Origin of the sequence: Actinophytocola xanthii (genome assembly GCF_001921205.1) — a bacterium.
Classification (GTDB): domain Bacteria; phylum Actinomycetota; class Actinomycetes; order Mycobacteriales; family Pseudonocardiaceae; genus Actinophytocola; species Actinophytocola xanthii.
Window position 1 is genome coordinate 1 of record NZ_MSIE01000130.1, and the last position, 14,111, is coordinate 14,111.

Annotated in this window: 2 protein-coding genes and 1 pseudogene; all 3 read left to right on the forward strand. The window is 76.6% G+C overall.

Annotated elements, in window-relative coordinates; genetic code table 11:
* A partial coding sequence (locus BU204_RS36785) for a KR domain-containing protein (protein WP_143230022.1) occupies positions 1 to 1,452 on the forward strand: 1,452 nt, incomplete at its 5' end.
* A gap of 14 nt (positions 1,453 to 1,466) precedes the next feature.
* Positions 1,467 to 13,079 (forward strand): annotated as a pseudogene (locus BU204_RS36790) (SDR family NAD(P)-dependent oxidoreductase); the annotation flags it as partial.
* A gap of 15 nt (positions 13,080 to 13,094) precedes the next feature.
* Positions 13,095 to 14,111 (forward strand): beta-ketoacyl synthase N-terminal-like domain-containing protein (locus BU204_RS36795; protein ID WP_408608083.1); only part of this gene is annotated, 1,017 nt, incomplete at its 3' end.

The window sequence follows — 14,111 nt, forward strand, 5'->3', positions numbered from 1 at the left end:
GTGACCGCCGGCCCGGCCGACGACGCTCCCGACCCGGAGCAGCGGGCGGTGTGGGGCTGCGCCGGCACCCGCGCCGCCGGTGGGTTCCTCGGCCTCGTCGACCTGCCGGCGAGCCCGGCCGACCCGCGGCTGTTCCCCCGGCTGGCCGCCGTGCTCGCGGCCGGCGGCGGGGAGGACCGGATCGCGGTCCGGTCGGGTCGCACCCTCGCCCTGCGGCTGGCCCGGACCGACCCCCCGCCCGGTCCGGCCTGGCGGCCGGGCGGCACCGTGCTGGTCGTCGAGGGCGGCCACCCGCTCGGCGCGCACCTCGTCCGCTGGCTGGCCGGCAACGGCGCCGAGCGGCTCGTGCTCGCGAGCGCCGAGGGCTGGCAGACACCCGGGGTGGCCGAGCTCGCCGGCGAGCTGCGGCTGGCGGGCGTCGCCGTCCTGGTCGAGGCGTGCGACCTGGCCGACCGGGACCAGGCCGCCGCCCTGCTCGAGCAGATCACCACGACCGGCCGGCTGAGTGCGGTCGTGCACGCCGGGCAGCCCGACCCCGACGAGGATGCCGAGCGCCGGATCGCCGCCGTCGGCAACCTGGACGAGCTCACCGCGGAGCTGGACGCGTTCGTCCTGCTCAGCACGCTCGACCTGGCCGCGGCGCCGGACCGGCCGGCCGAGGCGTACCTGGAGGCGCTCGCCGAGCGCCGCGCCGCCGCCGGGCTGCCCGCCACGGCCGTGCGCTGGGGTGCCCGCCCGCCCGCGGACTGGGCACCGGGCATGGCGCCCGACCTCGCCGTGCTCGCCCTGCGCCACGCGGTCACCGGCGGCCGACCCGTCGCGACCATCGCCGACGTCCGGTGGGAGGCACCCGAGGTGCCGCGGGACCGGCGGTTCGCCGCCCTGGCCGAGCCGCCCGCCGACGCCGGCACACCGGTCGACGAGGGCGCGGGAGCCGAGCTGCGGCAGCGGCTGGACCGGATGCCCGCCGTCGGCCGCCCGGCGGCGGTACTGGAGCTGGTCTTCCGGCACACCGGGCTCGTACTCGGGTTCGGCCCGGGCGACCTGCCCTCGCCCGACACCGCCTTCCGCGAGCTGGGGTTCGACTCGGTGTCCGGCGTGGAGCTGCGCAACCGGCTCGGCGCGGCGACCGGCGTGAACCTGCCGGCCACCCTCGTGTTCGAGCACCCCACACCCGCCGCGCTGGCCGAGCACCTGCTGGCGCGGCTCTACCCGCAGGCGCGGGCGGCGGGCGAGGACGTGCTCGGCACGATCGAGACCGCCCTCGACGGCCTTGACCCGGCCGTGCTGCACCCGGCCGAGCTGGACCGGCTGCGGCGGGTGGTGCACGAGCTGGGCCGGCTGGTCCCGCCCCCGCGCGCCGCCGATCCCGAACCGGCCATGAGCGAGGACATCTCCGACGACGACCTGTTCCGGTTCATCGACCAGAAGCTCGGGCGGAGGGCCAGTTGAGCACCAACGAACAGAAGCTGCGCGAATACCTCATGCGGGTCACAGCGGAGCTCGACGCCGCCCGCGAACAGCTCCGGGACCTGACCGACGCCGAGCGCGAGCCGATCGCGATTGTCGCGATGAGCTGCCGGTTCCCCGGAGGCGTCGACTCGCCCGAGGACTTCTGGCGGCTGCTGGCCGACGGCGGCGACGCGATGGGCCCGATCCCGACCGACCGCGGCTGGGACCTCGACCGGCTCTACGACCCCGACCCGGACCGGGCCGGCACCTTCTACGCGGAGGCCGGCGGGTTCCTGCCCGACGTCGCGGGGTTCGACGCCGAGTTCTTCGGCATCTCTCCCCGCGAGGCCCTGGCCATGGACCCGCAGCAGCGGCTGGTGCTGGAGGGCGCGTGGGAGGCGTTCGAGCGCGCCAGGATCGACCCCGGCTCGCTGCGTGGGACCGACACCGGTGTCTACATCGGCACCACCGGGCAGGACTACCGCGCGCTGGCCGCGGGCGCGAGCAGCGAGGGCCACACGCTCACCGGTGCCGCGGCGAGCGTGCTGGCCGGTCGGGTCGCCTACGTCCTGGGGCTCGAGGGGCCTGCGGTCACCATCGACACGGCCTGCTCGTCCTCGCTGGTGGCGCTGCACAGCGCGGTCCGCGCACTGCGCGGCGGCGAGTGCGCGCTCGCCCTCACCGGCGGCGCGACCGTGATGGCGACGCCGCAGATGCTGGTCGAGTTCTCCCGGCAGCGCGGGCTGGCCCGCGACGGGCGCTGCCGCGCCTTCGCCGACACGGCCGGCGGCACCGGCTGGGCCGAGGGCGTCGGCCTGCTGGTGCTGGAACGGCTTTCCGACGCCCGCGCCAACGGCCACCCGGTGCTCGCGGTCGTCCGCGGCACCGTGATCAACTCCGACGGGGCGAGCAACGGCCTCAGCGCGCCCAGCGGGGCCGCCCAGCAGCGGATGGTCCGCGCCGCCCTCGCCGACGCCGGGCTGTCGGCGTCCGAGGTGGACGCGGTGGAGGCGCACGGCACCGGGACGGTGCTGGGCGACCCCATCGAGGCCCGCGCGCTGCTCGCCACCTACGGCCGGGCGCACCCGCCGGACCGACCGCTGTGGCTGGGCTCGGTGAAGTCGAACATCGGGCACACCCAGGCCGCCGCAGGGGTGGCCGGCGTGATCAAGGTCGTGCTGGCCCTGCGCAACGGGGAGCTGCCCCGAACCCTGCACGTCGACACCCCCTCGTCCCACGTGGACTGGTCGGCGGGCGGCGTCCGGCTGCTGACCGAGCCGGTGGCCTGGCCGCCGGGCGACCGACTCCGCCGCGCCGGCGTGTCCTCGTTCGGGATCAGCGGCACCAACGCCCACGTCATCGTGGAGGAGGCACCCGCCGAACCGGCCGCTCCCGTCGAGCCGACCGGGCCCGAGCCCGCGGTCGTGCCCTGGCCGCTGGCCGCCGCCACCGCACCGGCCCTGGCCGAGCTCGCCGCCCGCCTGCGCACCCGGGTGGACGGCCCGGTCCGCTCGGTGGACGTCGGCCACTCGCTTGCCGCCACCCGCGCCGGTCTGCCGCACCGCGCCGTCGTGCTCGCCGCCGACCGCCCCGGGGCCCTGCGGGCACTCGACGCGCTGGCCGCCGGGGAGCCGGCACCCGAGGTCGTCACCGGCACCGCGGCCGCCCGGGTGGGTGCGGCGGTGTTCGTGTTCCCCGGGCAGGGTTCGCAGTGGGTGGGGATGGGTCGCGAGCTGCTGGCGTCCTCGCCGGTGTTCGCGGAGTCGATGGCGGGGTGTGCCGCGGCGTTGACGCCGCATGTGGACTGGTCGCTGGCCGAGGTGCTGGACGACGAGGCGATGCTCGCCCGGGTCGACGTGGTGCAGCCGGTGCTGTGGGCGGTGATGGTCTCGCTCGCCGCGGTCTGGCGTTCCTTCGGTGTGGAGCCGGCGGCGGTGGTCGGGCACTCGCAGGGCGAGGTCGCCGCGGCCGTGGTGGCCGGCGGGCTGTCGCTGGCCGACGGGGCGCTGGTGGTGGCGCGACGGAGCCGGGCCATCGCCGAACGGCTCTCCGGGCACGGCGGGATGGCCTCGGTGCCGCTCCCCGCGGACCGGGTCGAGGCCCGGCTGGCGGAGCTGGGCGGACGGCTGTCGGTGGCCGCGGTCAACGGGCCGGCCGGCGTCGTGGTCTCCGGGCCCGGGGACGCCCTGCGCGCGCTGGTCGACGAGTACGTGTCCGAGGGCGTCCGGGCCAAGCTCCTGCCGGTCGACTACGCCTCCCACTCCGCGGAGGTGGAGGCGCTCGCCGGCCCGCTCACCGAGGCACTGGCGCCGGTGCGGCCGCGCGGCGGGGAGGTGCCGTTCTACTCCTGCGTCACCGGCGACCTGCTGGACACCGCGGAGCTGAACGCCGACTACTGGTACCGCAACCTGCGCGCGCGGGTCCGGTTCCGGCCCGCGGTCGAGGCGCTCACTGCCGCGGGCCACCGCTGCCTGCTCGAGGTGAGCCCGCACCCCGTGCTCACCGGCCACGTCGCCGACACCCTCGAGGCCGCCGGCCGGTCCGGCGTGGTCACCGGCACCCTGCGCCGCGACGACGGCGACCTGCCCCGGGTGCTGGCCTCGGTGGCCCACGCCTGGGCCGGTGGGCTCCCGGTCGACTGGACCTCGTGCTTCCCCGGCGGGTCCACGGTCGACCTGCCCACCTACCCCTTCCAGCACCAGCGGTTCTGGCCCGCCGCCCAGCCCTCGCTCGCTGGCGGCGCGCCCGGGCACCCGTGGCTGGACACCGAGGTCGACCTCGCCGACGGGTCCGGGCGGGTGCTCAGCGGAACCCTCTCGCTGGCCGGCCAGCCCTGGCTCGCCGACCACGTCGTGTACGGCACGGTCCTGCTGCCCGGCACCGGTCTGCTCGAGCTCGCCACCACCGCCGCCCGGCGGGTCGGGTCGCCGCGGGTGGAGAGCCTGGTGATGGTCGCGCCGCTCGCGCTGCCGGCCGACGCCGCGGTCGACGTCCAGGTCGTGGTCGGGGCGGAGAGCGGCGGGCTGCGCCCGGTCGCCATCCACAGCCGCACCGGCGAGCAGGACGCCTGGACGCTGCACGCCAGCGGCGAGCTGGCCGGCACGGCGGCAGGGGTGGAGCCCGACCCGGGGTTCGCCGAGCTGGCCGACTGGCCCGTGCCGGGTGCCGAACCGGTCGACATGAGCGGGTTCTGGGAGCGGATCGCCGCCCAGGGCGTGGTCCACGGACCGATGTTCCTGACCACGACCGAGCTGTGGCGGCGCGGCGAGCGGTGCTTCGGCCTGGTGCGCCTGCCAGAAGGCATCAGCGGGGAGGGCTTCGGCCTGCACCCGGCCCTGCTCGACGGGGCGCTCAACGTCATGCGCGCGTCGGCCGCGCTCGACCCCGGCGGCGACGCGCTGCTGCTGTTCGAGTGGTCCGGGGTGGAGTTGCACGCCGTCGGCGGCTCGGAGCTGCGGGTCGTGGTCGACGTCGAGTCCCATCCGGACGGTCCGCGGCTCTCGGCCTGGCTCGCCGACGGCGCCGGGCAGCCCGTGGCCCGGATCCGCGGCCTCGACCTGCGCCGGGCGAGCCCTGAGCAGGTCCGCCAGGCCGCGGCGGCGAGCATCGAGGACCTGTACCGCGTCGAGCTCCAGCCGGCACCGCCCGCCCGGACCGACGCCTCGTCCTCGACGGTCGTCGTCGGGACCGGCACGAGCCTCCTCGGCGGCACCACGGTCCTGCCGGACGTCGAGACCCTGCTGTCCGAGTTGGACTCCGGCGTGGACTCCGGCATGACCGCGCCTGGCCGGGTGCTCGTCGACCTGACCGCAGGCCCGGCCGACCCCGAGTCCGCCGCGACGTCGGCACTCGCCGCCCTCCAGGCGCTGGTCGGCCACCCCCGGCTGGAGGCGGCCGAGCTGGTCTTCGTCACCGTCGCCGACTCGGAGCGGGCGCTGCTCGCCGCGCCGGTACGCGGCCTGGTCCGCTCCGCCGCCGCCGAGCACCCCGACCGGGTGCTGCGCCTGGTCGAGCTGGACACGCTCGAGGACGCTCCGCTCGCCCGGGCGCTCGCCGTCTCCGGCGAGCCGGAGCTGGTCGTGCGCGGCCAGGAGGTCCTGGTGCCCCGCCTGGTCCGCACCTCGCCGTCCGGTTCGGACACCCCGGTGGCGCTCGACCCCGACGGCACGGTACTGCTGACCGGCGGCACCGGCGAGCTGGGTGCCGAGGTGGCCGCCCACCTGGTGGAGCGGTACGGGGTGCGCCGGCTGGTGCTCGCCTCGCGCCGGGGCCCCGACGCCCCCGGCGCGGCCGAGCTCGTGGCCAGGCTGACCGAGGCCGGCGCGCACAGCGTCCGGGTCGTGCCGTGCGACGTCGCCGACCGGGACCGGGTACGCGACCTGCTGTCCGGTGTGGACCCCGACCACCCGCTGACCGCGGTCCTGCACCTGGCCGGCGCGCTGGGCGACGGCATGATGCTCGACCAGACACCCGAGCGGGTGCACGCGGTGTTCGCGCCCAAGGTGGCCGCGGCGCTGCACCTCGACGAGCTGACCCGGTCGACGCCGCTGGCCGCGTTCGTGCTGTTCTCCTCGGTCGCCGGCACGTTCGGCACCGCGGGCCAGTGCCCCTACGCCGCGGCGAACACCACCCTGGACGAGCTCGCGGTCCGCCGCCGCGCCGCCGGCCTGCCGGCGGTCAGCCTCGCCTGGGGCCTGTGGCAGCCCAGCGGCGTCGGTCTCACCGGCCATCTCGGCGCCGCCGAGTTCGCCAGGATGAGCCGCCAGGGGCTGCGCGCGATGCCGGTCGAGCACGGCCTGCGCCTGCTCGACGCGGCGTTGCGCCGACCGGAGCCCACCCTGGTGCCGGCCCGGCTCGACCTGCCCGGCCTGCGCCGGGAGCTCGACCAGGGCGCCCAGGTCGCCGCAGTGTTCCGGGACATGGTCCGACCCGGCCCGCGCACCGCCACCGCGACGACCGGTGCCGTACCGGTGTCCGAACAGGACCGGCTGCTGGCGCTGCCGGCCGACCGGCGCCGGACCTCGGTCACCGCGATGGTCGTGCGCGAGGCGTCGGTGGTGCTCGGGCTGCCCGGCCCGGACGGGCTCGACCCGAGCCAGCCGCTGGCCGCCCGCGGCCTGGACTCGCTGATGGCCGTCGAGCTGCGCCAGCGCCTGTCCGGTCGCACCGGCCTGCGGCTGCCCTCGACGCTGGCGTTCGACTACCCGACACCCCTGGACATCGCCGCGCTCCTGCTGTCCAAACTGGACGTGACAGCGGCACCGCGACCGGCCGCCGCGGCCGCTCCCGCCACCCCGGCGGACGGCGACCCGATCGTGATCGTGGGGATGAGCTGCCGCTACCCGGGCGGGGTGCGGTCACCGGAGGACCTGTGGCGGCTGGTCGCCGACGGGGTCGACGCGATCTCCGAGTTCCCGGCCGACCGGGGTTGGGACACCGAGACGCTGTTCGGTCCCGACCCGGATCGGGCCGGCACCTCGCACACCCGGTTCGGCGGGTTCCTGCACGACGCCGCCGAGTTCGACGCGGAGTTCTTCGGCATGTCGCCCCGCGAGGCCGAGGGCACGGACGCGCAGCAGCGGCTGCTGCTCGAGGTGTCCTGGGAGGCGCTCGAGCGCGCCGGGATCGACCCCGCCTCGGTGCGGGGGAGTCGGACCGGTGTCTTCGCCGGCGTCATGTACAGCGACTACCGGCTGCTGCTCGACGAGGACGAGTTCGAGGGCTTCCGCAGCAACGGCAGCGCCGGCAGCATCGCCACCGGCCGCGTCGCCTACGCCCTGGGGCTCGAGGGTCCCGCGGTGAGCGTGGACACCGCCTGTTCGTCCTCGCTCGTCGCCATGCACTGGGCCGCGCGGTCCCTGCGCGACGGCGAGTGCTCGCTGGCGCTGGCCGGCGGGGTGGCCGTGATGTCCACGCCCTACATGTTCGTCGAGTTCTCCCGGCAGGGCGGGCTCGCCCCGGACGGGCGGTGCCGGGCCTTCGCCGATGCCGCGAACGGCACCGGCTGGGGCGAGGGCGTGGGCGTTCTCGTGCTGGAACGCCGCTCCGACGCGCTGCGCAACGGGCACCGGATCCTGGCCGTACTGCGTGGTTCGGCGGTGAACTCCGACGGCGCCTCCAACGGTCTGACCGCGCCCAACGGGCCGGCCCAGGCCAGGGTCATCCGCCAGGCTCTCGCCAACGCCGGACTGTCCACCCAGGACGTCGACGTGGTCGAGGGCCACGGCACCGGCACCGTGCTCGGCGACCCGATCGAGGCGCAGGCGCTGCTGGACACCTACGGCCAGGGCCGGGAGACCCCGCTGCTGCTCGGCACGGTCAAGTCCAACATCGGGCACACCCAGGCGGCGGCCGGGGTTGCCGGAGTGATCAAGATGGTGCAGGCCATGCGGCACGGCGTCGCCCCGCGAACCCTGCACGTGGACGCGCCCTCCTCACACGTGGACTGGAGCGCCGGCCGGGTCGCGCTGCTCGCCGAGCAGTCCGACTGGCCCGCCGCGGACCGGCCGCGCCGCGCGGCGGTGTCCTCGTTCGGCGCCAGCGGGACCAACGCCCACCTGATCCTCGAACACGAGCCAGAACCCGCCCCCGCACCGGGCCCGGCCGAACAACCCGAGGTCGTCGCGCTGCCGCTGTCGGCACGGACACCGACCGCGCTGCGTGCCCAGGCCGCTCGGCTCGGCGAGCTGCTGTCCGGGCCGCGGCCGCCGCGGCCGGTGGACGTGGCGCTGTCCCTGGCGACCACCCGGGCCGCGCTGCCGCACCGCGCCGTGCTCACCGGCGATCACCGGGAGCTGCTGGCCGGGCTCGCCAACCTCGCCGCCGACCGCCCGGCACCGGCCGGTGTCGCCGCCCGGGTCGGCGGAACCGTGTTCGTGTTCCCCGGCCAGGGTTCGCAGTGGGTCGGCATGGGTCGCGAGCTCATCGCGTCCTCGCCGGTGTTCGCGGGATCGATGGCGGAGTGTGCCGCCGCGCTGGCGCAGCATGTGGACTGGTCGCTGGCCGAGGTGCTGGACGACGAGGCGATGCTGGCCCGGGTCGACGTCGTCCAGCCCGCCACCTGGGCGGTCATGGTCTCCCTCGCCGCGGCCTGGCGTTCCTTCGGTGTCGAGCCGGTCGCCGTGGTCGGGCACTCGCAGGGCGAGGTCGCCGCGGCCGTCGTGGCCGGAGCGCTGTCGCTGGCCGACGGGGCGCTGGTGGTGGCGCGGCGCAGCCGGGCCATCGCCGAACGGCTCTCCGGGCACGGCGGGATGGCCTCGGTGGCGCTGCCGCTGGCCGAGGTCGAGGCGCGGCTCGCCCCGTTCGCCGGGCGGCTCTCGGTCGCCGCGGTCAACGGCCCGACGACCACCGTGGTCTCCGGCGAGACCGCCGCGCTCGACGAGCTGCTCGCCGCCTGCGCGGCCGACGGCGTACGCGCGAAGAAGGTCCGCGTGGACTACGCCTCCCACTCGCCCCAGGTGGAGGCGCTGGCCGACCTGCTCCCCGCGGCGCTGGCGCCCATCGAGCCGCGCGTCGGCGGTGTGCCGTTCTACTCGACGGTCACCGGGGAACTGCTGGACACCGCCGCCCTGGACGCCGGGTACTGGTACCGCAACCTGCGTGAGCGGGTGTCGTTCCAGCCGGTCGTCGAGCAGCTCGCCGCCGCCGGGCACGGCTGCCTGGTCGAGGTCGCCCCGCACCCGGTGCTCGCCGGCGACCTCGAGGACACCCTCGCCGCCACCGGCGCCCCCTCGCTGGTGACCGGCAGCATCCGCCGCGACGACGGCGGCACGCGCCGCCTGCTGGCCTCGCTCGGTCACCTGTGGACCCACGGCGGCGCCGTGGACTGGCCGACGTTCTTCGCCGGCAGCGGCGCGTCCACCGTGGACCTGCCGACGTACCCGTTCCAGCACCGGCGGTTCTGGCCGAGCCAGGGCACCCGGTCCCGGGACGCCGCCGGACAGCTGCGCGACGCCGGGCTCGCCGGCACCGGCCACCCGCTGCTGGGCGGCGCGGTCGAGCTGGCCGGTGCGGACGGCGTGGTGCTGACCGGACGGCTCTCGGTGGAGTCCCACCCCTGGCTTGCCCAGCACCGGGTCGGCGAACGGGCCCTGCTGCCCGGAGCGGCGTTCGTCGAGCTGGCGGTGCGTGCCGGCGACGAGGCCGGCTGCGCGTGCCTGGAGGAGCTGACCCTCGCCGCGCCCCTCGTGCTGCCCGAGCGGGGCGGCCTGCGGGTCCAGGTCCGGGTCGAGGCGCCCGACGACGACGGTCGGCGCCAGCTCACCGTCCACTCCCGACCCGACGGCGCGGACACCGGGCCGTGGACCCAGCACGCCACCGGCTCACTGCTGCCCGCCGCCGTGAGCCCCGCCGACCCCGACCTCGCCGAGTGGCCGCCACCCGGGGGCTCGGTGGTGGACCTGGGCGACTTCTACGCCGAGGTGGCCGACGCCGGCTACCACTACGGCCCGGTGTTCCGGGGCCTGCGCGCGGTCTGGCGACGCGGTCGAGACGTGTTCGCCGAGGTCGCCCTGCCCACCGACACCGACACCGAAGATGACAGCGCCCCCGGTGCGTTCGGGCTGCACCCGGCCCTGCTGGACGCGGCACTGCAGGCGGTCCTGGCCGGCGGTGTCGAGGTCGAGGCCGGCGCGCTCCCCTTCTCCTGGCAGGACGTCAGCCTGCACGCCACCGGGGCGAGCGCGTTGCGCGTGCGGCTGCGCCGCCTGCCCGACGGCGACGGCACGGCCGTCTCGCTCGTCGCCGCGGACGCCGAGGGCGCCCCGGTGCTCACGGTCGGGCGCCTCGAGCTGCGCGCCCCGGCTCCCGACCGGCGTGGCGTCGCGTCCGGCTCGCTGTACACCCTGGACTGGCCGTCGGCGCCGGCGACCGACGTGGATCCCGCCGGCCTGGTCACGATCGTCGACCGGATCGACGAGCTGGCCGAGGTGCCGGACGCCGTCCTGATCGACGTGACCGGCGGCGTCACCGCCGGCGGGGAGGTCGTGGCGGCCGCGCACGAGACCGCCGAGCGGGTGCTGACCCTGGTCCGCGCGTGGCTCGCCGAGGAGCGGTTCGCCCGCGCGCGGCTGGTCGTCCTCACCCGCGGCGCGGTCACCGGGCGTGACCCGGCGGCGGCCACCGCCTGGGGGCTCGTGCGTACCGTGATCGCCGAGCACCCCGGCCGGTTCGGTCTGCTGGACCTCGCCGGGCCCGACCCGGCCCACGACCTGGCGCTGGCCCTGCCGCATGTGGCGGCCGGCGACGAACCGCAGCTCGCGGTGCTCGACGGTGAGGTGCGGGTGCCCCGGCTGACCGCCGACCGCACGGCGCTCGCCGCGCCGCCCGGCGACCGCGCGTGGCGGATGGACGTCGTCACCCCGGGCTCGATGGACGGGCTCGGGCTCGTTCCGAGCACGGCCGCGCAGGGTGAGCTGACCGGCCGGCAGGTGCGGGTCGCCGTGTCGGCGGCCGGGCTCAACCTCCGCGACGTGCTGGCGACCCTCGGGTACCGCAAGGTGCTCGACGCGCTCGGCCGCTACCACGGCGACGCCGGGCTGATGGGTGTGGAGGCGGCCGGCGTCGTCGTCGCCACCGGGCCCGAGGTCACCGGCGTCCGCGTCGGCGACCGTGTCATGGGCGTGGCGCACGGCGCGTTCGGCCCGCTGGTCGTGACCGACGAGCGCCGGGTCGTGCCGGTCCCGGCCGGCTGGTCGGACGTGACCGCCGCCGGGGTGCCGGCCGCGTTCCTCACCGCGCTGTACGGCCTGGTCGACGTGTCCGGGTTGCGGGCGGGCGAGCGGGTGCTCGTGCACGCCGGCGCCGGCGGGGTCGGTATGGCGGCCGTCCAGCTGGCCCGCCACCTCGGCGCCGAGGTCTTCGCCACCGCGAGCGAGGGCAAGTGGGACGTGCTGCGCGGGCTCGGCGTGGCCGAGGACCACATCGCCTCGTCCCGCACGCTCGACTTCGAGCAGGCCTTCCGCGAGGTCACCGGCGGCGCGGGCGTCGACGTCGTGCTGAACTCGCTGGCCGGGGAGTTCGTGGACGCGTCGCTGCGGCTGCTCGCGCCCGGCGGCCGGTTCACCGAGCTGGGCAAGAACGACGTCCGGACCGGCGAGGACCTGCCGGGGTACCGGGCGTTCGACCTGGACGAGGCCGGCCCGGACCGGACGGCCGAGATGCTCGCCGAGCTGCTCGCCCTGTTCGAGCGGGGCGCGCTGACCCCGCTGCCGACCCGCGCCTGGGACCTGCGCCGGGCGCCGGAGGCGTTCCGCTCGATGTCCCGCGCCGAGCACGTCGGCAAGATCGTGCTGACCGTGCCGCGGACCTGGGACCGCGACGGGACGGTCCTGGTCACCGGGGGCACCGGGGGCCTGGGCCGCGAGCTGGCCCGCCACCTCGCCGGCCGCGGCTTCCGCCGGCTGGTGCTGGCCAGCCGCTCCGGTCCCTCGGCGGCGGGCGTGGTCGACCTGGTGGCCGAGCTGTCCGCGCTGGGCTGCGTCGCCGACATCGTGGCCTGCGACCTGGCCGACCGGGACCGGGCACACGAGCTCGTTGCCGCGGTCCCCGGGCTGACCGCGGTGGTGCACGCGGCCGGCGTCCTCGACGACGGGGTGGTCGAGTCGCTCACCCCCGAGGCCCTGCACCGGGTGCTGATGCCCAAGGTCGACGCCGCCTGGCACCTGCACGAGGCCACCCGCGACCTCGACCTGGCCGGTTTCGTGCTGTTCTCCTCGGCGAACGGCGTGATCGGCAGCGCCGGGCAGGCCAACTACGCCGCCGCGAACACCTTCCTCGACGCGCTGGCCGCGCACCGCCGCGCCGAGGGCCTGCCCGCGGTGTCGCTGGCCTGGGGACAGTGGGCCCGCGCGACCGGGATGACCGGGGCGATGACCGAGCTCGACCACGCCAGGCTGCGGCGCGACGGGCTCGTCCCGTTCTCCGTCGACCAGGGCCTGGCGATGTTCGACGCGGCCGCCACCACCGACACCGCCCTGGCGGTGCCGCTGCCGCTGGACCACGCGGTCCTGCGCACCCGCCCCGACCTGCCCGCGGTGCTGCGCGCGCTGGGACCGGCGGGTCGGCGGACCGCGGCCGGTGCGGCGGGCGCCGCCCGCGCCCTGGTCGACCGGCTGCCCGGGCTGCCCGAGGCCGGGCGGCGGGAGCTGCTCGGCGAGGTCGTCCGGGGGCAGGTGGCCGTGGTGCTCGGCATCGACGACCCGACCGGCATCGAGCCCGACCGTCGCTTCCGGGACCTCGGGTTCGACTCGCTGACCTCGGTGGAGCTGCGCAACAGGCTCGGCGCCGCGCTCGGTCACCGGCTGCCGGCCACCCTCGTGTTCGACTACCCGACGACCGCGGCGCTCGTCGAGCACCTGCTCGCCACGCTGGTGCCGGCCGCCGCGCCGGGGACCGGCACCGCGCTCGCGTCGCTGGACCGGTTGGAGGCCGCACTCGCCGACCCGGCCGTGCTGAACGGCGACCGGCTCGACGTCCTGGCCCGGCTGGAGCGGCTCACCGCCCGGCTGCGGCAGGACGGCGGTGACGCCGGCGGGCCGTCCGGACCGTCCGAGGAGGACATCAACTCGGTGTCGGTCGACGAGCTGTTCGACCTCATCGACGAGAACTTCGCGTCTACACAGGACTAACGCCGGGGCGTCGGGTTGGACGGGAGAAGAATGCGGGAAGACCAGGACAAGGTCGTCGGCTACCTGCGACGGGTCACCGTCGACCTGCGCCGGGCGACCCAGCGGGTGGCCGAGCTCGAGGCGCGGGACCGCGAGCCGATCGCGATCGTGGGCATCGGGTGCCGGTTCCCCGGCGGCGTGGCGAACGCGGAGGACCTGTGGCGGTTGGTGGCGCAGGGCACCCACGCGGTCTCCGCGTTTCCCACCGACCGGGGCTGGCCGCTGGAGGAGACCGGCGAGCACCCGCGGCTCGGCGGTTTCCTCCACGACGCCGCCGCGTTCGACCCGGCCTTCTTCGACATGTCCCCGCGCGAGGCCATGGCGACCGACGCCCAGCACCGGCTGCTGCTGGAGACGTCCTGGGAGGCGGTGGAGCACGCGGGGATCGACCCGCTCTCGCTGCGCGGCACCCGCACCGGCGTGTTCGCCGGGGTCCTCTACGGCGACTACGGCGCGCTGCTCGACCCCGAGGAGTTCCGCGGCTACCAGGGCATCAACAGCGCACCCAGCATCGCCTCCGGACGGGTGTCCTACGCGCTGGGGCTGGAGGGACCGTCGGTGTCGGTGGACACCGCCTGCTCATCGTCGCTGGTGGCCCTGCACCTGGCGGCCAACGCCCTGCGCTCGGGGGAGTGCTCGCTGGCGCTGGCCGGCGGCGTCTCGGTGATGTCGACAGCCAGCCCGTTCGCCGAGTTCGCCCGGCACGGCGGTCTGGCCGCCGACGGCCGGTGCAAGGCGTTCGCCGAGGGCGCCGACGGCACCGGGTGGTCGGAGGGTGTCGGGGTGGTGGTGCTGGAGCGGTTGTCGGATGCCCGGCGCAACGGGCACCGGGTGTTGGCGGTGGTGCGGGGTTCGGCGGTGAACTCTGATGGCGCGTCGAACGGGTTGACGGCGCCGAACGGGCCGGCGCAGCAGCGGGTGATCCGGGCGGCGCTGGACGCGGCCGGGCTGTCACCGTCCGATGTGGACGTCGTGGAGGCGCACGGCACCGGG